Here is a 21639-nt window from a genome sequence, read left to right as displayed (position 1 = left end):
AAAAAAGAAAACTTCTCAGGTATTTTAATAGAATGAAAAAATAACAAAAAATAAAAAAGACAGCCACGTGCTGTGGCTGTCTTTAACGTAACTAGTTGATTAAGCTTTGTTAGCTGAACCGAACCAATCAATGTGTTCTTCTGCATCTTTGATGATTGCAGCTTTACCTGGTGCTAATAATTTACGAGGGTCAAATCCTTTACCTTCTAAATCTTTACCAGCTTCAATATATTCGCGCGTTGCTTTAGCGAATGATAATTGGAATTCTGTATTTACGTTAACTTTTGAGATACCCATTGAAATTGCTTTTTCAATTTGTTCTTGAGGAATACCAGAACCTCCGTGTAATACTAGAGGTACATCAGAACCGACAGCTTCAGCAATTGCTTGTAAGTGATCAAATGCTAAACCTTTCCAGTTTTCTGGATATTGACCATGGATGTTACCGATACCACATGCTAAGTAGTCAATACCTGTAGCAACCATTTGTTTACATTCTTCGATATCAGCTAATTCGCCAGTACCGATGATTCCGTCTTCTTCACCACCGATTGAACCAACTTCACATTCGACAGAAATACCTTTAGCGTGAGCTTTTTCAACTACATCTTTCGCTAATTTTAAGTTTTCTTCGAATGGTAAGTGAGAACCATCAAACATGATTGAAGTATAGCCAACTTCGATACATTCTAAAGCAGCTTCGTAGTCACCGTGGTCTAAGTGAATTGCTACTGGAACTGTGATATTCATTGAGTCTACTAAATTAGTAATCATGTCTTTAGCTACTTTGTAGCCGCCCATGTATTTAGCAGCGCCCATTGATGTTTGGATTAGAACTGGTGCTTTTTTAGCTTCTGCTGCTTCTAAAATCGCTTGTGTCCATTCTAAGTTATTTGTGTTATAACCACCTACTGCATAGCCGCCTTTACGTGCTGCTTTTAAGAATTCTGCTCCTGATACTACTGGCATAAAAAATTCCTCCTAAGTTTTTAAAAACTTTATTTGTTAGGTGTTCCCTAACCAACGGTTCTATTTTAGCAGAATTCCTGACACTTTTCTAGTAAAATTCCCTTTTTCAGAAAATTTTTGTCTATTCTTTCACATAACCTTCATTTTTATAAAAAAACCTCCAGTTTTCCCGTTAAGACTTTGGGACCTGAAGGCCGACTTGCTATTTTAATTTTTTCTTTGGTGGATAACGTTTCACCTTGTAGGATTGAAGCTCAGGAAATGTTCCTGTACTATGAAAAATCCGTTGTTCATCTTCATTGGCAAAACGCCCTAAAACCGATTGTGTTGGTAAAATATTTACAAAGGCATTCTCATCGATACTGTAAACTGCTTGTTCTAAATCATAGAGCTCGTAGCGAGTAATGACCATCATAATCATCCGACCTTCTGCACCTGAATAGCCGCCGATTGAAGGCAACAAGGTCATGCCACGAGCGATTTGTTGAGAAACTTCTAAGGCAACAGCTTCTGGTCTCGTGGTGACAATCATTGCTGTGACTTTTTGGTGACTGGTATGAATCATGTCGACCACCTGACTCAAACAGTAAATAGAAATAATAGTATACAACGCACTTTCCCAGTTAAATACAAAACCAGCCAACAGCACAATAATACCATTCAATAAGAACATAAAATTACCAACGGTTTTCCCTGTTGTTTTTGAAAGAATCAGTGAAATAATGTCCATGCCGCCAGTGTTAAAGCCCATTTTCAATGAAAGCCCTGCGCCAACGCCGACTAAGACACCACCCATAATTGCGTTCATCAAAGGATTCGTAGTGACTGTTACGATTGGCACAAACATAGTGACAACGGAAATACCAATAACATTGATGAAACTAAGAATCGTTGATTGTTTCCCTAATTTTACAAACCCTAGAATGAAGACGGGAATGTTTAAAAATAAAATGAAGATCCCTGTATTAATATGGATTCCTAAATTTGTATATAATAATGTAGCAATGATTTGCGCAATTCCGTTCATCCCTGCCGAAAAAACTTTTGCCGGAATCAAAAAGAAATTCAAACCGACCGCAGAAGTTAAAGCGGTTATCGCCATCACTGCTATTTTTTTTATCGATTCATTCCTTTGGTAAGTACTAACCAATCGACTCATTTTTCTTCGCTCCTTCGCTATTCTTCTGACTTAGAATAACAGGTTCTATCCTAAAAGAAAAGGGGCTAAAAGCGAACATTGAAAAAAATTTTTTTGCAACGTTTCCATGAAAGAATGCGAGAAGATATCCCTAAAAATTGATCTTCTTATTTCTCTATTCAAAATGATTCTAGCCTAACCTTTTTTACTATTTCATGATATGATGAAGCAAAGAATATTTTAGGAGGTTTTTACATGGCTGCAAAAGAAGCAAGTTTTGATGTAGTTTCAGAGGTCAATATGGAGGAAGTCAAAAACGCAATTCAAATTGCCTTGAAAGAATTGAAAAATCGTTTTGACTTTAAAGGGTCAATTGCTGATATTAAATTGGAAAACGATAAACTAGTAGTCGTAGCTGAAGATGATTATAAAGTCGAGCAAGTGAAGGATATTTTATTTGGAAAATTAGTCAAACGCAATGTTCCGATTAAAAATATTCATTTCTCAGAAAGTGAAAAAGCCTTAGGCGGTACTGCTCGCCAATATGGTGATTTAATCAGTGGTATTGATAAAGAAAATGCGAAAAAAATCAACACAGCTATCAAAAACTCTGGTATTAAAGTTAAGTCACAAATCCAAGAAGACAAAATTCGGGTAACTGGAAAAAGTCGGGATGATTTACAAAAAGTCATGGCTCTTTTACGAGAATTAGATTTACCAATGGCTCTTGAGTTTAATAATTATCGCTAAAAAAATCCTTCAACTGTTAATGAACAGTTGAAGGATTTTTTAGTTTTGGTACCGGCCATTCTTGATTATTCAATAAAACGATTGGTCGGCGTTGGATTTTTTCTGAAAAAGCGGCAATTGCTTTGAAAACCTTTGGCATAAAATAAAACGCATTTAATTCTTCTAAATCCAGTTCTTCTTCTGCCGTAAACGAGACACAAACCTCTTGTTCTGAAAGCATAATTTCAATTTTCTTTAAAAATTGAAGTTGCCGCATTCCCGGCGCGAAATAACCAGCCTTTGCAACACGAGAGGTTGTAATATCTAATTTATCACTAATGATTAGCGCTAGTGTCATTAACTCTTCCGAATCAAAGCCATTACTATGATTTTCTATAGAAGATAAAATTTCTTCTTGATAAGGCAAACAAATCTTTTGCTTACGAAAATATGCTTCTGCAAATTGTTTCCCACGAAGTGCATGTCCTGCTTTTCCTTGTAGCGCACCCACATCATGGAGCAGTGCCGCAATTTTTGCCGCCTCTAAATACTCCTCTGAAACAGCAAGTTGTTTCAAAATCATTTCCGTCATGGCTACGACATTGGTTACATGAAACCAATTATGGTATGCCCACCCAGCTTCTTCATCTTCCATTTGACCAATTGCATCATAAATTTGTCGAATTTCAGTATCTTGATGAATGCGTTCAAACAGCTTCATTTATTTTCTCCTTAAAATTAGTTACTGTTCCAAAAATTCTTTTAACTCTGCAGGATTTTTTTCGCTGTTTAAACCAACAATTAAACGAATCCGCGCTTTCGGTCCGTTTAAACCACGGGCAAAAACGACCCCCATTTTTTTCAAGCCAACGCCACCACCAGCATAATCATAGATATCTTCAGCGATGCCATTAGAACAACGAGAAACTAAAACGACTGGAATCCCGTTATCTAGCATTTTTTGTAATGCTGGGAGCGTTTCTGGCGGTAAATTACCCGCGCCTAGCGCTTCAATTACTAACCCATCCGTTTCTGGGGTGTTTAATAATTCAAACATCCGTTCACCCATCCCCGCATAGGCCTTCACTACGTGAACATTTCCTTTCACAGAAGAAACATCGCAGACTTCTTGTGGTAAGACCTCTTTCGCAAAAAAAGCACGTTCTTTCGCAATGGTTCCAATTGGTCCAAAAGTTGGCGTCCGAAACGTTGCTACGTTCGTTGTATGTGTTTTTGTCACATAACGCGCCGTATGAATTTCATCATTCATCACGACTAAAACACCTTTATCGTACGATTCGTCTGAACAAGCAGTCCAAATAGCACTGATGAAATTATACAAGCCATCACTACCGATTTCGTTACTTGACCGCATTGCTCCTGTTAAAACAATGGGGATTTTTTTCTCTAAGGTTATATCTAAAAAATAAGCTGTTTCTTCTAATGTATCTGTTCCATGCGTAATAACCACGCCATCAATTGGTTCAGAATAAGCTTTTTGAATCCGTTCTTTTAATTGAAACATCCGTTCTAAGGTCATGTGTGGTGAGGGAATATTAAAAATATCTTCGACAACTAAATGAACCTTGCCAGAAAATAATGCTTCTTGTTCCATCAACGGATTTTTTTCATTCGGGGCAACACTTCCTCCTGCTACTTTCGACATGGAAATGGTCCCACCTGTATGAAGGACTAAAATGGTCTTCATTTGTTTCCTCCTTTATTTTCTTTATTTTTTAACCAAAATTGTTTCACTTGTTGAATGAGTTGTTCATTGGTGTTTGCCTTTCGATGCGCCAACCAATGCGGCGGAAAGAAACGCTGGACACTTGGTAATTCAAATCGTTCGTCTAATAACAACACAAAGCCTTTATCTTGCGCATCTCGAATGACACGTCCAGCCGCTTGCAAGACTTTATTCATACCAGGAATTTGATACGCAAATTGAAACCCTTGCCCTCGCTCTTCTTGATAAAACGTGCGAATCAGTTCTTGCTCTGGGTTCATTTGTGGTAGCCCGACACTAACAATTATCGTACCAATCAATCGGGTACCTTTCAAGTCAATTCCTTCTGAAAATATACCACCTAAAACACAAAAACCGATGAAAGTTTCTTGAGGATTCTCTTTAAATTCAGCTAAAAATGCTTCTCGCTCTTTTTCGTTTAAGTCCGTTCCCTGAATTTGAGTTTTTACTTGCGGGTAACGTTGGCTAAATACTTGATAGACATCATCCATATAGGCGTAGGAAGGAAAGAAAATTAAATAGTTGCCTGTTTTTGTTTCACTTAACTTCCCTAAAAGTTCACTAATCTGTGGATAACTTTTTTCACGGTTTTTATAGGTTGTTTGAAGATGACTACCGATCATCAACAATTGATTTTCTTCTGGAAAAGGATACGGAATCCGATAACGTAGGCTTTCTTCACCTCCACCAAGCACTTCTTGATAATAATTCAGAGGTGTTAAACTTGCCGAAAATAAGATACTCGCTTTCCCTTTATCTAATCGTTGTGACAATAAATAAGCCGGATCGACACAAAATTGTTTCACAACGCAGTCATAGTTTCGCAAAGAAATAGACGTATAAAAGCCGTTGTCGTAATACTCGCTGATTCGAAGATAACTTAAACAATCAAAATAAAAACTGAGAATCGACGCCAATTCCTCAATGTGTTGATTTTCTGGCAACCATTCTGCAATTACTTCTGTTAATCGATGTATCTGTTTAACTAATGAATCAATTGGCGCACGTTGGGCAAAAAAATCCGTGTCTTTTTCTTCACAGATTGCTTCAATATCATCAAACGTAGTTAAGACTTTTTGACAAGCTCTTTTTAATTGAACAGATTCTTTTTGCAATCTTTTTTGAATTTGCAAAACCGCATTCCTAGAAATAGCGGCCGAATACATCTCCCGTGAACGATTAACCAAATTATGGGTTTCATCCACTAAAAAAATATTCTCTTCTGCACTTTGGGGTTCTTCAAAGAAGCGCCGTAAATAAACCGTTGGATCAAATAGATAATTGTAATCGCCAATAATTAAATCACACCAAAGACTTGCATCTAGCGACAACTCGAATGGACACAATTGGTGCTTTTGTCCATACCGTTCAATAACCTCTCTCGTTAAATGATTTTCATGTTGCAATAAATCCCACAGTCCCTCATTTAAACGATCATAATAGCCGTCAGCAAACGGGCAATGTTCTGGTGTACAATTTCGTTCAGTTAAAAAACAAATTTTATCTTTTGCTGTTAACGTAATACTCTTAGTTTGCGCTTGTTTTTCGGACAGCGCTTTGACGGCATCTTCAGCCACTTGCCGCGTGATGGTCTTAGCTGTTAAATAAAAAATCCGTTCACCTTCTTCTTCACCAATTGCTTTCATTGCTGGAAAAAGAGTGGACATTGTCTTGCCTGTTCCAGTTGGTGCTTCCACGAAGAGCCGCTGTTTACTAAGAATTGTTTTATAGACGGCTACCGCCAATTCTCGTTGCCCTTTGCGATACTCCCCGTAAGGAAAACTAAGATTTTTTAATGATTTATTTCTCAAAATACGCCATTCTTCTTTAAAAATTACCCACTGTTCATAGCGCCTCATCAAATCAGTAAAAAACTCCGCTAATGCAGCTTCTGTAAAATGGCGTTCTTGTCGTGTGATTTGTTTTGTGGTGGTCTGATAATAAGTGAGTTGCAGCGTTATTTCAGAAAGTTGTTCTTGTTGGCAATACATGTGACCATAACACATCGCTTGATACCAAAACAATTCGACCTTTTCTGGCGGCAATTCTTCAAACGCTGGTTCGGATGTTTTAATTTCATCAATGACCACTTGCCCAGTTTCTTTCACAAAAATGCCGTCTGCACGACCTTCTACACAATAATTATGGCCATTTAAAGGCACCTCAATTTTTAAAGATACTTCCTTTTGATAAAGGCTCCCCGCTTCCTTTTGCAGCATTCGATGAAGGCGACTACCTTCTTGTGGTGTATGTTCACTCACATGGCGAGAATCGATACTTCCCCGCCTTAAAATAAATTCGACCACTTGACGCACCGCAATTTTTCTCGTTGATTTCACGTAATCCCACCTATCTGCCTCCCTATTATAGAACATACATTCGCTAAACAAAAGCAAAAAATCCAAAACGAACACAATCATGCGTTCATTCTGGATTTCTCTTTAGATTATCATCAATTAAAAACAACTTGTTTCTTCTAACTGTTTGGTTTCTTTTCCATTTGCTTTTGCCACGACCAATTGCGCCATTTGTTTAAACGAATTATTTAAACCAATGCCGCCCTTTTTGGGCATCTTCACAATCGGTACTTGCTGATAATAGTGACTAACTGCTGGATTTTCTTCTGCCATCGCTGCAATTGCAGGAATGCCTACAGCATTAAACTTACAAGCTAGACGAGCAGCCATTTCTCCAAAATTAGGATAATGCATGGCAGGTCCGCAAAGAACCGCATCGGCATGAAACTTTTTTGCAAAGCCAATAAATTTCTTTGCTACCTCTTCCTCGTTTTCCAAATAATATTGGTCACCACAATAAAGTGTCGCAACAATTTCCGCTCCTTGCTTCTGTAAAAATGGTAGCAATGTTACCCCTGGACCTAAGGGAGCTTTTTTACCACTTGGTTTCAGCTGAGCTTGTTCATCACTGCCAAATCCTGCTAAACTGTGGTTTAAGACTAAAAGGATTTTTTTCACGCCTATTTCCTCCTTTTTTATAAATCATCGAAGTCAAAGGAATCAAAATCAATTTCTTCACTCTCTTCTTCTTGTGCTTTCCATTCTTCACGTAAATATTGGTCATCCATAACTCGAATAAAAGGATAATAAATGAACATTCCTAGTACCAATAAGAGAGCTTGCAGAATTGATCCTTGCCAACCGCTGACTAAAAATCCTGAGATAATTGGCGGAGTCGTCCACGGCAATTGAATACCGTTCGTCAATGGAACTAAGCCCCAATCCATAGCAAAATAGGCAATAATAATATTAATTGCGGGTACTAAGACAAATGGAATTAAAAGGATTGGATTTAAAACAATTGGCAACCCAAAAATGATTGGTTCGTTAATCCCAAAAACACCAGGAATTAGTGAAAGTTGCGAAAGCTTTTTAATCCGTTGACTTTTACAGAATAAGACCATCACAATGATTAATGAGAGTGTGGAACCGGCGCCACCAAATGTTGCAAACATATCTTGAAATTGTCCAGTGATGATGTTGGGAATTTCATGACCGTCTTTAAATGCTTGTAAATTTTCAACAGACAATGCCCGCAAAACAGGATTAAAGACTGCGCCAACCACGCTACCTCCGTTAATGCCAAAGAACCAAAAGAAGTGTAAAAATAAATAAGCAATGCTCATCGCACCTAAGGTATTACCAAGACTCAATAAGGGCGTTTGTAGAAATTCAAAAATAACATCTTGTAAATTACCATAAGGAGTTAAAGCAGCCAGCCAATTGACTAAAAACATGAGAGTAACAACTAAAAAACTCGGAATCAGGGCCTCAAAAGACTTAACCACTGTTGGTGGCACTCCTTCTGGCATTTTTATTGTCCACCCTTTACGAACAATGGCCACAAATAAACGAGTCGCAATTAATGCGACAATCATTCCTAAAAACAAGCCACTGGAACCCATCCATTTTAAAGGTAAACTAGTAACTTCATAAACCTTTGAACTATTTTCCGGTGTAAATAATGTTTGATAAGGCGTTACAATAAAAAATGAAACCAATGCGATAATTCCTGCTTGCATTGCATCCACATTGAATTGTTTCCCTAAACTATAGGCAATACCGACAACGGCCAGAATGGTCATTACATCAAAACTAGCACTAGCTGGAACAGACATCATTGTCGCCCAGTCTTTACCAAGAAAATGAGACATCCAAGTATCCCATTGTGGCAAAGGAAAATTAGCAATTAATAAGAAGACCGAACCAACAATCAACAAGGGTGTTGATAAAAGGAAGCCATCACGAATCGCTACTAAATACTTATTTTCTCCTATCACTTTTGCCAAAGGGGTCAATACGCGCTCTAACCAATCCAAAAATTTTTGCACGGTCGTCACTCCTATCTATTATTTTTTATTTTGCTTAATTAACCGCAGCGCTTCTTTCAATGCTTTTTCGCCATCCATCATGCCATAAATTTCTGGCGCAATTGCAGCGACAGGAATCCCTTGAGGAGCAAATTGTTCTTTTGTTTTTTCTAATAAAAAACGGACTTGTGGTCCTAATAAAATAGCAACAGGCTTCTCTGCTTCAACCACTTCTTGTGCTCTTGCAATAGGAAAAGCAGTAATCATTAAAGGCATTTGATGTTTTTCCACCACTTCCATCATTTTATTCACCATAATACTTGTAGACATCCCTGCATCACAAAAAAGATAAATTTGTTTTTTACTCATGTTCCTTCACTCTCCTCATTTATTCAATTGGTGCTTTGATTCTTTTTTCATAGGCCGCTAACCATTCTTGTGAAATCGGCTGAATCTCTGTGGTATGATTCTTGCCTGGATTTGCAATATAGATTTCTGGTTGCTGCATATCAGTACCAACCGTAAAAGTAAATTCCACATTCGTAGCTACGCCCCAGTCTCCCTGTTTGTTCATGGCCACTAATGAAAAAGCTCCTGCTTTCCCATAACGTTGAGTCAATTTTTCGTGAAAAGCATAGACGGCTTGATCACATGCTTGTTGTGGCGAGCGCCCTTCCCCCATTAAACGAACGATTTCATAAGAAAGACAGCCTTTCATTAAATCTTCACCTAATCCTGTAGCCGCAGCACCACCAATTTCACTATCAACATAAAAACCAGAACCTGACAGTGGTGAATCACCAACACGTCCTGCTTTTTTCATGAAGAGTCCCGAACTGGAAGTGCCAGCTGCCATTGATCCTGTTTGGTCTAACGTAATAGCGCCGACAGTATCATGCCCATCATAGGGGTTCAACTGATTTTCCTGAATTTCTTTTAAACGCTTTTGCCACCATTGATTAGCGCGTTCTGTCAACATATTCTTTCTTTCAAAACCGTGCAACATTGAATATTTCGTTGCACCTGCGCCAACACGAAAACTATTAAACTTCTCTTTACTTAATGCTTTAGCCACTGAAATCGGATTTTTAACATCTGTAATTCCTGCCACAGCACCAATTGCAAATGTATCTCCATCCATATAGGCAGCATCCATTTCTAAAATCCCTTCCTCATTAGGTAAACCGCCGTAGCCCACTGACTTATAAAAAGGATAGTCTTCTACTTCTTTAATTAATTGTTCCACAGCTGTGCCTGCAGCACCTCCTTGTTGTAATTCTTCTGTAGCTTTTAGTAACCCATCATGTGCCATCCGCCATGTCGCAATTGCACCCCAAGTCATTTTCCATCCGCCCTTTCGTTAACGCTTACATTTCTCCACCATTATAAACTAGTATATACTGTTTTGTATATACTGAAAATGAAATTTTATACAGAAAAATAAAAGATACACGTATGCGACCTCTACGAAACACATTGGCTTCTTCTCATACGTGTATCTTCTATTGGTTTTACGCTTCTGTTAATGCAATCATCGCTTGCATATAGATTTCCAGATTAAGCAGTAAATCTTTTTCATCCATATATTCATCTTGGTTATGCGCAATGCCTTTTTGACCAGGAAATGACGGCCCAAAAGCAACGATATTCGGCATAAAGCGAGCATACGTAGCACCTGTAGTTGTAACTGGCGTCCCATCTAAGCCAGTAATTTGTTCATAAACCTTGGTTAATTTTTGAACATTGCGCTCATCTTTTGGAAACAACGTACTAGGGAGACGGCGGATGACAGTCACTTCACTTTCTGGAAATAGTGCCTTTGTTAGCTGCGTGGTTACTTCATTTTCTGTAATAGAAACAGGATAACGCACGGCCAATGATAACACCAATTGCTGTCCTCGTTTTTCCAACGCATAGGGCGTTAAAATCAATTGCCCACTATCCTGATCCTTAAAGTCTAGAGCTACTCCTTCGCCATAGTGCTTTTCGTGAAAACTAGCGGTTAACCAGTCGAAATACTGTAATAAATTTCCTTTGACTAACTGTTCCTCGCTAATTTTCTGTGCCAATAAAGTAATCGCGTTCTTGCCTAGTTCTGGCGCATTGGAAGGAGCACGTTTTCCCGTGATTGCCGTTGTTTTTCCCGCAATCACCACACTTAATTGATCAGGTACGTGGTCTTTTGCTTGATCACCTATAATCTGACCAATTTGTTCACTTGAATCATCTGGGATGGTCGTTGTGATTTCATAATTAACAATCCCTCGCTCCCCATAAACTACTGGATATTTACAATCTGGAGTAAATCCAAAAACGGGTGCGTTTTCCTTCTCTAAATATAAGGGGATATCTCCACTCCCACTTTCTTCATCCGTGCCAAACATTAAGCGAATGGTTTTCTTTGGTTGGTAACCAAGTTCTTTCAGTAATTTCATTCCATACAGGCAAGCCAATATAGGACCTTTATTATCTAGAATTCCTCTACCATACAAACGTTGATTTTTTTTCGTTAATTGAAAGGGCGGCACTGACCAGCCAGAACCTTCTGGTACTACGTCTAAATGACCAATAATCCCCAGATATTCTTCCGCTGTTCCCCATTGCGCATAGCCAACTACGTCATTGACAATCTCAGTTTGAAAGCCATAACGCTCTGCAAGTTTCAGCGTTTCTTCCAAGGCTCTTTTCGGTCCTTCGCCAAAAGGGGCCTCTTTTTTAGGCGACCCTTTCACACTTCGAATCTCCATAATTTTGTTTAAGTCTTCATAAAATAAATCTTTTTGAGCGGCTATTTCTTCTTTGATCTTCATTCGTTCCAAGAACCTCCTAGCTCCACTTGGTTGTTTTCAGACGGGCTATAGCGGGTCAGTGTGTTTTTAAATGTGTACCGATCTGCTCGATATAAAGAGACATCATATAAAATGGGGGTTGCATCAAGCGCATAGGTGATAGAGTGGACTTGTAAAAGTGGCTGGCCCACAGGAACATTCAATAATTCGGAAATTTCCGCTTCAACTAAGATTGCTTCAATTTCTTGATGCGAATAAGCAATCTCGACGTTCTTCTCGATTAAGCAGAAAAGAGAGCCCTCGAAGTCTTGCTTCGTATGGCCTTGTACGTATGCCTGTGGCAAATAAATTTTTTCAACTGTCATTGGTTCGCCGTCTAACATTCGGCGGCGAATCAGTTCATAAATTGCCTCATTTTTGCCCACTTGGAGCGCCTCCCGAATTTTCTCAGCGGGATGTACTACTTCTTCAAAGGAAATGACTTCTGTCTGGCTTTTTTTCCCGTAAGCTTTGGCTGCCTCAGTAAAACCTTGTAAGCCAGCACGACCACTTTGAATTTTCGCTTGCGACATCACATAACTACCTTTACCATGTCGTTTTACCAAAATATTTTTGCGGATCAAATCATCAATCGCTTTACGGATGGTCAAGCGACTGCAGTTATATTCTTTAGCTAAATCATATTCTGAAGGTAATTTTTGTGCACTTACATACAGACCGTCTCGAATTTTCTTTTCAATTTCTGCAGAAATTTGCTTAAATTTGGGTGCATTTTCTGTCATTTCATCGCCTATCTTTCTTCAAAAAAATAAATTTCCTAGTATATACCACACTGTCTATACTAAATCAATTTTTAAGAAACCGCAATCATTTGTTGCGTTTCTTAAAAATCAAAAAAGAAAGCGAGCCACAAGTCGGTTGGACTTGTGGCTCGCTTCCTTAGGAAAAATATGTTATTTCCCTTTCATCCGTTCTTTGCCTTCTTGACACATATAGAGTAGCGGACAGGCTTCACATTTAGGCGCTCTTGCTAGGCAGTGATAACGCCCAAAGAAAATCATGGTATGGTGCGTTTTCACCCAGAGTTCTTTCGGAACTTTACGCATTAAGGTTTGCTCAACTTCAGTAACATTCGCATTTAGCTTACAAATTCTAAGGCGCTTGGACACTCGTTCCACATGTGTATCTACTGCAAAAGCCGGTTCGCCGAAAGCATCTCCCATTACTACATTGGCTGTTTTTCTCCCCACGCCAGGTAAACTGACCAGTTCATCTCTGGTTTGCGGAACTTCTCCATTGAAACGTTCTAAAAGTTGTTGTGCGCACGCTTTAATATTTTTTGCTTTATTGCGATATAAGCCAATGGTTTTTATTTTAGCAATAATCTCCTCCACCGGCGCAGCTGCTAAAGCTTCTGGTGTTGGAAAAGCTGCGAATAAACCAGGAGTCGCTTTATTTACCGATACATCGGTTGCTTGCGCACTTAAAATCACAGCAATTAATAATTCAAAAGGATTCTTATGTTTTAATTCACATTCTGCATTTGGAAACATCTCATACATAATTTCAATAGCTTCCATCGTTTTCTCTTTTGATAGCATGGCCCACCTCCTTTTTATTCACTGTCTTCTGGATTTAACCAATTGTGTAATGTAACCTTTGGTAACGCTTCTTGTGTCTGACCTTGTTGTTCAATCTCATTTTGAATCATAGAATCTTTTCGTTTTTTCTGATCAGCAGCCACTTGTTCTTTGGTGGTAATATTTTTACGCTCCCACGCAAGTAAAATACGATCAATATATTTCAAACTATACGCCTGATTTAAAACAGCTTCTCGCAACGCTAACCGGATTAATTCAGGGGAATAATGGTCCGTGTTCAACCACTGACCAATCATTTCTAATTCAATGGGTGAAAGTGGACGTCCGAATTCTTTTTCAAAGCCTTGGTAAAGCTGTTTAATTTCATCTTCGTGGTTTGCGACAACTTGTTTTTCTTTGCTCGTTTGTAAAAATAATTGAAGCTTTTGAAAAACAGGCAGTAAATCATACGTATCCATCATTTGACCTTTTTGGTTTTGTTGTGTTTCAATTCGAATAAATCCGCGAGAAACCAATTGATTTAACAACTTATAAATCGTATCTGGCGTTTTGCCCATCGTCTCTGCAATCGCCATTAAGTCTGGAAATAAATCGCCTGCATTTTGCGAACGAAAAAGTTGCAGTAAAAAGAGAAATTCATCATCTTTCAAACCAATTTTTTGGTAATGATCAAATAGTAAGTTTGAGATTGTTGTTTCACCAGCTTCTAAATATTCACGAATTGATAACATTGTTGTTGTCCACTTCCCCTTGCTTGTTTCACTTATTGCACTTGATAAACATCAAAATAAATAGCTTTCATATAATCAATTAAATAACTAGGATTCAATTCTTCTCCCGTTGCATCATAAATTAATTGATTTGGTTTACGTGAAGCGCCGTACTGATGAATATGTTGTGTTAACCATTTACGGATATCAGAATAATCCTCCGAAGCTAAAATTTCATCAACAGATAATTCTTGTTTCATTGCGTGAAATAGTTGTGCGGCGTACATATAACCCAAGGCATAAGATGGGAAATAACCAAAGCTACCTCCAGACCAATGAACATCTTGAAGGACACCTTCTAAGTCATTTTCAGGTGATACGCCTAAGTACTCTTGGTATTTTTCGTTCCACACTTTTGGCAAATCAGCGACTTCCAAAGAACCATTAAACAACATTTTCTCAATTTCATAACGAATAATGATATGCAAAGGATAGGTGAGACTATCGGAATCAATCCGAATCAAACTTGCTTTCGTTTCTTTTAAAGAAGCATAGAAATCTTCAAAAGCAATATCATCAAAAGTACCTTCTGCGCATTCTTGGAAAAACGGGTATTGTTTTTGCCAAAAAGCCCGGTTGCTACCAATGATAATTTCATTAAAGAGCGATTGTGATTCGTGAATCCCCATAGAGGCACCTTCGCTTAGTGGCGTAAAGTCAAATTTAGGATCAAAATTTTGTTCATACATCCCATGACCCGCTTCATGAATCACACCAAATGTTGCCATTGAGAAATTATTTTCTTCCCAGCGCGTAGTAATCCGCGCATCATTTCGATTTAGAGCTGTCATAAATGGATGAACTGTATCATCTAATCGGCCTTTTGAAAAATCATAGCCTAATTGTTCAACCACACCAATCACAAAACGGCGTTGTTGTTCTTTGGTCATTTTTCTAGATAAAAAGTCAGTTCTAGGCGGCGTACCTTTTTCTGCTAAAACGGTCCGAATCTCTTGAATCCCTTGTTTTACTTGGTCGAATACTTGGTCTAGCTTCTCAACCGTCATCCCTGGTTCAAATTGATTTAATAACACATCATACGGAGTTTTTTCTTCTTTTTGCCAATAAGGAATGAACTCTTTTTGGAACGCAACGACCTTCGTTAAGGTTTCTTCTAACAAGCCGAAATCTTGTGCAGCGCGTGCTTTTAGCCAACCTGTATGTGCTTGGTTTAATACTTTAACATATTCTTGCATACGTTCAGCTGGAACATTTTTATTCAAAGCATATTCTTCTTTTACTTTTTCAAAAACCAGTTTCCCTAATTCAGATAATTCTTCAGGGCGTGTCTCAAAATAGGCCAATGCTTCTTGAATAACTGGGCCAATACTTCGTTCAAAATACAATCCGGTTAAATACCCTTCTACTTCTCCTCGAAAAGGACTACTTTTTTCTGGCATCCCAGTTGATGAATCCCAGTCTAATAATGTCAAGGCATTTTTTAGTAATTGAATTTCTTTCACTTCTTGTAAAAATACAGCTTCCTTCATTTTTTACACCAGCTTTCTTAGTCTTCCCGTGGTTTTCTTGGTGGACGTGTTCCCCAGTATTGGAATAAATCTGTTCGTAAGGCTCCGTTGTAAAGCTTCCGTTTTTTAGTAGCTTTGGCACCATAATATTCTTCAAAAGCAAGATCACTCGTCAGTATATACTTGCTCCAAGTAGTTAACGGACGGAAAACATGGCCCATTTCTTTATACAAACGACGAACACTTTCCTCTTCTCCTAATCGCTCACCATAAGGCGGGTTAGCTACCATTACACCATATTCCTTCTCGGTTGTAAAATCTTTTAATGCCAATTGTTTAAAGGTAATTGAATCACCTAAACCAACTTCCTCAGCATTCGCTCGTGCGACTTCAATCATTCGCCCATCAACATCTGAACCACAGATATCTAATTCAACATCGTAGTCTGCCTTTGCCTCGGCTTCGTTACGTACTTTTTCAAAAATTGCTGGATCAACCCAATCCCATGTTTCACAAGTAAAACTACGATTAAAGCCAGGGGCAATGTTATGGCCAATTAATGCTGCTTCAATACAAATCGTTCCAGAACCACAAACTGGATCATAAAAAGGACGATCTTTGCGCCAATTGGTCAACATCACTAAAGCAGCTGCCATGTTTTCCTTAAGAGGTGCGCCCCCCTTTTCAATGCGATAGCCTCGTTTAAATAAACTTGGTCCAGTCGTGTCCAACGTCAACGTCACTTTATCTTTTAGAAGAGCCACTTCTAATTTAAACAAAGCTCCTGTTTCGGTTAAAGGCACCGTCGCTGGACGATGGTAAACTTCTCTTAAACGGTTAACAATGGCTTTTTTGGTGATGGCTTGGCAATCAGGAACACTATACAATTTTGACTTAATTGATTTACCTGCAACTGGAAATTCTGCATCTAAAGGCAAATAATCTTCCCAAGGAAGTGCTTTAACTTTTTCAAATAATTCATCAAAACTATAGGCGTTAAATTCGCCAACGACGATTTTAATCCGATCTGCTGTCCGTAGCCATAAATTGGCAGTAGCAATTGTTTCAACAGTGCCTTCAAAGACGGCCCGGCCATTTTCTACTTCACAGGGAATCCCTAAATCACGCAATTCTTTTCCAACTAATGCTTCTAAGCCACTAGCAGCTGTTGCAACAAGTTTGAATGTTTTTTCTTTCGTCATAAAAACTCCTTCTTGACTCTTTTTTATTGTCTGAAGCTAACAGTCCTGCCGACTACTGCTCCGCTTGTTTTTTGTAATTGTCCGCTTTCTCTGAACTAAACGGTCCTGTCCCGGCCTCTTTAGAACAGACAGCTTACTACTTTTATCTCAGTTTCTTTATTTTAACATTTTTTTATTCTTTTCGTAAAAAAAGCCTTCACAACTACGTTGGAAGGTCTTCCTGAATTACTTGTAATTTTCTATAAGCCATGTTCTGTATCACCAATTCTTCAGGAAAAATTGGTGACGGTCATCATCTATCTGCAGAGTAAACTCTGCCTCTTCTACTCGTTCATTTCCTTTAGAAGAGCGCCCCTACCATTGTTTGGGTTGCTCGCTCGAGGGGTTTACCGCGTTCCACCGATGGAGTTTCCCACATCGCTTCGTCACTGTGGCACTTTCAAGGATACTTTGACATAGTCGAAACCTTAGTCATTTTTCCTGCCGTTACTCTAAAAGAGTACCTTAGCTTATGATTTCGCTAAGCACGAACACTACAAGCATCTCAGCTTGTGCGAGCATGGACTTTCCTCAGCTTGCAAAAGCAAACCGCGATCACCCGAAAATTACAAATCTGTTTAGACGAACAGCAAAAATTTACACACTACAACAAGTGCCCGCTATTCTAACAAATGCTTTCTGTTCCTCGTGAAAACTTGACTTAAATTGTCTTGTTAAAATTGACGTGTTTGTGCATTATCAACATCATGATTCGCTGGTTCTGTAGTCATTGACGGTGCAGAAGGCGTTACAGGTGTTGAAGGTGTTTCATCTAACTTTTTACCAAAAACTTCACGCTCTAAGTTTGATAAACGTTTTAAAATATCAAAGTTGGTCACTGCTGCACTTTTTGGTACTTCTTGAGCAACACGAGGCGTTGGTTGGGCTTTTGATAATTGGTCTAATTTTGCCATTAAGCGGCTGTTTTCTTCTTGCAAGCTTAATAATTCTTTATTATAAGCTTCGTAGTCTTTAATGACATTGTCTAAAAATTCGTCTACTTCAATTGGGTCATACCCGTTCATCATTTTCGTTTTAAATTCTTTTTGTAAAATGTCTTTAGGACTATATACTAAATTTGCCATGTTTACACCTCATTTGTTTATTTACGATAGAAAATTTCATAGTTCCACAAATACTATTGTAACGAAAAATAGCTAGAAAATCAAACAGATTCTCTAATCAATCACCGAGTTTTGTAAATCATCCATTGTAATTAAGCGAATATCATAGGGTTCTCGTTCCGAAAAATGTTGTGCGTCCTTTAAAAAATACTCCGTTTTGCCAGGGTACTCTTTGTCATAAATAAGTAAGCTGCCCCCAGAATGTTCCAAAAGAAATTTTGTATGCATTTTTAATTGTGCTGGCGATTGATAGGGCTGGTGACTTACTGAGTTGATATAATCAGCCAAACTTTCCGCTTTCGTTAACAGTTCTCGATTTTGTTCATTCCAATTATTGCCAAAGTCTTTAAATGGATAAAGCAAACCTAGCTGGACTTCTGGATATTCCGTTTTTAATTCCCCAACTACTTCAGCTGTCCAAAGTTCAACACCTAAATTGCCAGAAATCAAAATCCATTCTACTCCCGCTTCAATATAACTGGCTAACTCTTTTTTTAAGACATTTTTAATAACTGTGATTTTCGGGTCTTTTCCTTGAAATATCCCCAATTCAAAGCTGCGATAACCGGTGACATAGAGGGTTTTTATCATTTCCATAAGTCATCCCTTTTCTTTCAGGTCTTTTTTTTGGTATAATACAGGCTAGGAGTGTGATAAACGTGACGTTCCATTATCCTAACGGAATACCTTATAATCATCATGAAGCACAATCACCAAAAAAACAAGTAAAAAAGAAACGCCCCGTTGAATTTGGTAATCGTGGGATGGATTTCGAAGAAGCGATCAATCAAAGCAATCAATATTATCTATTGAATAAGCAAGCAGTCGTTCATAAGAAACCCACTCCTGTTCAAATTGTTAAAGTAGATTATCCCAAACGAAGTGCGGCTGTTATTAAGGAGGCCTACTTTAGACAAGCTTCAACGACTGATTATAACGGTGTATATCAAGGCCGTTACATAGATTTTGAAGCGAAAGAAACGAAAAATACCACGTCCTTTCCCTTTAAAAATTTTCATCAACATCAAATTGATCATATGGAACAATGTATAGCACAACAAGGGATTTGTTTTGTGCTATTATGGTTTTCAAGCTTAAAACGCTGCTTCTTTTTTAGTGGTGAAAATCTAATAACGCATTGGAAAAACCAAGCAGTTACTGGAAAAAAATCTATGCCGCTTGCACTCATCGAGAAAGAAGGAATTGAATTATCTTTTGGAATCGCACCGCGAATCCCTTATCTCGACGCAGTGGAACAATATATTCAGACACACTAGATTCATAAAGTTTTGAAAGTATAACAAAGGAGTTGCTATTTATGCCAACCGCAAATTCAGGCTCGCGAGCTGCTAGACATGCATCCAACACCTCATCGAAGTCAAGTTACAAGAAAAAGACACAACCGCCGAAAAAGAAAAAACGGCTTGTTTTAAAAATCTTTCTTGGCTTACTTATCGCTGGGATGGTCGCTTTTTTAGCAGGCGTTGGTCTTTTTTGGTTCTATGCACGACAAGCCCCAAAATTAGAAGATGACAAACTGAATGCGACAGTTTCATCGAAGCTTTACGATATTAATAATGAAATTTTTGAGGATTTAGGCGCAGAAAAGCGTGAATTAATTCAACCAAATGATGTGCCTCAATTATTAAAAGATGCCATTGTTTCTGTCGAAGACCGTCGTTTCTATAAACACATTGGTGTGGATCCGATTCGGATTATCGGTTCTGCCCTTTCAAATGTCAAAAATGGTGGATTACAAGGCGGAAGTACCTTAACCCAACAATTAATTAAATTGTCCTACTTCTCTACAAAAGAATCTGACCAAACCTTGAAACGGAAAGCACAAGAAGCATGGATGGCTGTTCGTTTAGAACGTGAAAAATCAAAAGAAGAAATTTTAACTTACTACATTAACAAAGTCTACATGGCGAATGGTTTTTATGGAATGGAAACAGCGGCTGAAAATTATTATGGTAAACATTTATCTGAACTTGATTTACCACAAACGGCCCTACTGGCAGGAATGCCACAAGCGCCAAACTCATACGATCCCTATACAAAACCAGATACTGCTAAAGAACGTCGGGATGTTGTACTTTACACAATGTACGACAATAAAAAAATCTCGAAAGCAGAGTACGAAAAAGCTAAAGCTACCCCAATCGATGAAGGCTTAGTGCCATTAAAAGCCAGTGATGACAATCGAAAAGTCGTAGATAATTACGTCAAAGAAGTAATCAATGAAGTGAAAGCAAAAACTGGTAAAAATGTTTACACAGACGGACTAGATATCTACACAAACTTAGATATGAATGCCCAAAAACAACTTTACGATATTGTCAACAGTGATCAATACGTTGCGTTTCCAGATGATAAAATGCAAGTGGCTTCAACCGTTATTGATGTTGCCTCTGGACAGGTCCGAGCACAAATTGGTGGTCGTCACATTCCTGATGATGTGCAATTAGGAAACAATTTAGCTGTTAACACCCAACGTGATGTTGGTTCAACTGTGAAACCAATCATGGATTATGGTCCCGCAATTGAGAATTTAAATTATTCGACAGGTCGCCTCATGGTGGATAAACCAACGAAATATCCTGGTACCGACATTGATGTCTTCAACTCTGATTTAACATACCAAGGCGTCATTACTATGCGCCGTGCGATTATGGGTTCTCGTAACACGACCGCGGTCCAGACGTTTGATGAAGTTGGTAAAGAAAACATCATGCCTTTCATTAAAGGGCTAGGAATTGACTATAAAAACTTAGAAGCCTCGAATGCCATTTCAAGTAACACAAGCGATGTAGATGGCGATAAATATGGAATTTCCTCATTGAAGTTAGCAGCAGCTTATGCGGCTTTCGCCAATAACGGGATATACAACAAACCGTATTACGTAAACAAAGTCGTTTTCAATGATGGAACTAGCGTTGATTATCAGCCTGATGGTAAACGTGCGATGAAAGACTCTACCGCCTATATGATGACGGATATGTTAAAAGATGTTTTAAATGGCGGAACAGGATTTAACGGCGCCATTCCAGGCTTAATCCAAGCGGCCAAAACAGGGACTTCTAACTATACTGATGAAGATTTAGCACGAATGGGGACAACAGAAAAAGGAATTGCCCCGGATAGTACCTTTGTTGGTTATACAACACACTATGCCGTTTCCGTTTGGACTGGATACAATGATCGAAATACACCAATCTATCAAGAATACTATGGAATTGCCTCGGATGTTTATCGTGAAATAATGAGTTACTTGTCTCAAAATGTTTCAAACGATGACTGGGTGCAGCCAGACAGTGTTGTGCGGGTAGGTAATGAATTATACGTGAAAGATGCCTATGAGGTACCAAATGTACAAGTTTTACCAAGTACTACCTCTTCAGCACCACAGCCAGAATCTAGCAGTACGGTGGAATCCTCTTCTACAAAAGAAGCGGAAAGTTCATCAAGTTCTAGTTCAGAAAGTGCGCCTTCTTCCTCTGAAGCGCCACCATCAACCGAACAACCGGCGAGCTCTTCCTCAGCAGAGCAACCGGCAACATCAGAACAACCACCTGAACCTTCAAGTTCTAGTTCACAAGAACCACCGCAACCACCTGAAAGTAGTTCTAAACCAGATGAAAATAAAGCAGCATAAAAAGTACGGGGCTCATGATGAGCCCCGTACTTTTTTAGATTAAAAATGGACGAAGTGAACTGAATCACTTCGTCCATTTT

The 21639-nt window shown here is 38.6% G+C and carries 20 protein-coding genes and 1 other RNA gene; 3 read left to right on the top strand and 18 right to left on the bottom strand.

The window, feature by feature from the left end; all coding sequences use genetic code 11:
- Positions 1 to 99: 99 nt before the first annotated feature.
- Positions 100 to 969, bottom strand: a complete 870-nt coding sequence (locus tag IGM09_RS04755; RefSeq protein WP_002357972.1) for a class II fructose-bisphosphate aldolase — start codon at positions 967 to 969, stop codon at positions 100 to 102.
- Between the two features lie 202 nt (positions 970 to 1171).
- Positions 1172 to 2128 (bottom strand): YitT family protein, encoded by a 957-nt coding sequence (locus IGM09_RS04750; protein ID WP_002381974.1) that lies wholly within the window; start codon positions 2126 to 2128, stop codon positions 1172 to 1174.
- A 234-nt stretch (positions 2129 to 2362) separates the two neighbouring features.
- Between IGM09_RS04750 and IGM09_RS04745 the strand changes: the two genes are divergently transcribed.
- Positions 2363 to 2857, top strand: coding sequence for a YajQ family cyclic di-GMP-binding protein (locus IGM09_RS04745; RefSeq protein WP_002357974.1), 495 nt, complete (start codon positions 2363 to 2365; stop codon positions 2855 to 2857).
- Positions 2858 to 2873: 16 nt separating this feature from the next.
- On the opposite strand, the gene IGM09_RS04740 is transcribed toward IGM09_RS04745, so the two are convergent.
- The 16 genes from IGM09_RS04740 to IGM09_RS04665 form a co-directional block, all read right to left on the bottom strand.
- Positions 2874 to 3557, bottom strand: coding sequence for an HD domain-containing protein (locus IGM09_RS04740; protein ID WP_104846205.1), 684 nt, complete (start codon positions 3555 to 3557; stop codon positions 2874 to 2876).
- A 21-nt stretch (positions 3558 to 3578) separates the two neighbouring features.
- Positions 3579 to 4544 carry an asparaginase gene (locus IGM09_RS04735; protein WP_002357976.1) on the bottom strand — a complete coding sequence of 322 codons (966 nt, stop codon included), beginning with the start codon at positions 4542 to 4544 and terminating at the stop codon, positions 3579 to 3581.
- A complete protein-coding gene (locus IGM09_RS04730; protein WP_033624914.1) occupies positions 4541 to 7003 on the bottom strand; it encodes a helicase C-terminal domain-containing protein in 2463 nt (820 codons plus the stop codon). The genes IGM09_RS04735 and IGM09_RS04730 overlap by 4 nt, the downstream gene beginning before the upstream one ends.
- A gap of 36 nt (positions 7004 to 7039) precedes the next feature.
- On the bottom strand, positions 7040 to 7558 hold the full coding sequence (locus IGM09_RS04725) for a GrdB-related putative oxidoreductase (protein WP_033624913.1): 519 nt from the start codon (positions 7556 to 7558) through the stop codon (positions 7040 to 7042).
- A gap of 17 nt (positions 7559 to 7575) precedes the next feature.
- Positions 7576 to 8931 carry a PTS cellobiose transporter subunit IIC gene (gene celB, locus IGM09_RS04720; protein WP_033624912.1) on the bottom strand — a complete coding sequence of 452 codons (1356 nt, stop codon included), beginning with the start codon at positions 8929 to 8931 and terminating at the stop codon, positions 7576 to 7578.
- Between the two features lie 18 nt (positions 8932 to 8949).
- Positions 8950 to 9279: a PTS sugar transporter subunit IIB gene (locus IGM09_RS04715; RefSeq protein ID WP_002357981.1), complete on the bottom strand. Its 330-nt coding sequence runs from the start codon at positions 9277 to 9279 to the stop codon at positions 8950 to 8952.
- Positions 9280 to 9298: 19 nt separating this feature from the next.
- Positions 9299 to 10252: a N(4)-(beta-N-acetylglucosaminyl)-L-asparaginase gene (locus IGM09_RS04710; RefSeq protein ID WP_002361636.1), complete on the bottom strand. Its 954-nt coding sequence runs from the start codon at positions 10250 to 10252 to the stop codon at positions 9299 to 9301.
- A gap of 169 nt (positions 10253 to 10421) precedes the next feature.
- A complete protein-coding gene (locus tag IGM09_RS04705; protein ID WP_033624911.1) occupies positions 10422 to 11720 on the bottom strand; it encodes a Sapep family Mn(2+)-dependent dipeptidase in 1299 nt (432 codons plus the stop codon).
- Positions 11717 to 12481, bottom strand: a complete 765-nt coding sequence (locus tag IGM09_RS04700; protein ID WP_002357984.1) for a GntR family transcriptional regulator, LSA1692 subfamily — start codon at positions 12479 to 12481, stop codon at positions 11717 to 11719. Before IGM09_RS04700 ends, IGM09_RS04705 begins: the two co-directional genes overlap by 4 nt.
- A gap of 171 nt (positions 12482 to 12652) precedes the next feature.
- Positions 12653 to 13300, bottom strand: coding sequence for an endonuclease III (nth, locus tag IGM09_RS04695; RefSeq protein ID WP_002357985.1), 648 nt, complete (start codon positions 13298 to 13300; stop codon positions 12653 to 12655).
- Between the two features lie 14 nt (positions 13301 to 13314).
- A complete protein-coding gene (locus tag IGM09_RS04690) occupies positions 13315 to 14031 on the bottom strand; it encodes a DnaD domain protein (RefSeq protein ID WP_033624910.1) in 717 nt (238 codons plus the stop codon).
- 32 nt (positions 14032 to 14063) lie between these two features.
- Positions 14064 to 15560 carry a carboxypeptidase M32 gene (locus IGM09_RS04685; protein WP_033624909.1) on the bottom strand — a complete coding sequence of 499 codons (1497 nt, stop codon included), beginning with the start codon at positions 15558 to 15560 and terminating at the stop codon, positions 14064 to 14066.
- A gap of 17 nt (positions 15561 to 15577) precedes the next feature.
- On the bottom strand, positions 15578 to 16741 hold the full coding sequence (locus IGM09_RS04680; protein ID WP_002357989.1) for a THUMP domain-containing class I SAM-dependent RNA methyltransferase: 1164 nt from the start codon (positions 16739 to 16741) through the stop codon (positions 15578 to 15580).
- A gap of 237 nt (positions 16742 to 16978) precedes the next feature.
- Positions 16979 to 17347: RNase P RNA component class B (gene rnpB, locus IGM09_RS04675), an RNA gene on the bottom strand.
- A 107-nt stretch (positions 17348 to 17454) separates the two neighbouring features.
- Positions 17455 to 17865 (bottom strand): cell division regulator GpsB, encoded by a 411-nt coding sequence (gpsB, locus tag IGM09_RS04670; protein ID WP_002382134.1) that lies wholly within the window; start codon positions 17863 to 17865, stop codon positions 17455 to 17457.
- Positions 17866 to 17958: 93 nt separating this feature from the next.
- A complete protein-coding gene (locus tag IGM09_RS04665) occupies positions 17959 to 18501 on the bottom strand; it encodes a DUF1273 domain-containing protein (protein ID WP_002360568.1) in 543 nt (180 codons plus the stop codon).
- A gap of 62 nt (positions 18502 to 18563) precedes the next feature.
- Here IGM09_RS04665 and recU point away from each other — a divergent pair, with 62 nt between their 5' ends.
- Together recU and IGM09_RS04655 are read left to right on the top strand one after the other, a co-directional pair.
- Positions 18564 to 19181 (top strand): Holliday junction resolvase RecU, encoded by a 618-nt coding sequence (recU, locus tag IGM09_RS04660; RefSeq protein ID WP_002388848.1) that lies wholly within the window; start codon positions 18564 to 18566, stop codon positions 19179 to 19181.
- A 41-nt stretch (positions 19182 to 19222) separates the two neighbouring features.
- Positions 19223 to 21559: a PBP1A family penicillin-binding protein gene (locus tag IGM09_RS04655; RefSeq protein ID WP_002360569.1), complete on the top strand. Its 2337-nt coding sequence runs from the start codon at positions 19223 to 19225 to the stop codon at positions 21557 to 21559.
- The last annotated feature ends 80 nt before the right edge of the window (positions 21560 to 21639 follow it).

The organism is Enterococcus sp. DIV0167 (assembly GCF_050541555.1).
Taxonomy (GTDB): domain Bacteria; phylum Bacillota; class Bacilli; order Lactobacillales; family Enterococcaceae; genus Enterococcus; species Enterococcus faecalis.
Note: the sequence above shows the minus strand (reverse complement) of the source record. Positions and strands in the feature narration are given on the sequence as shown.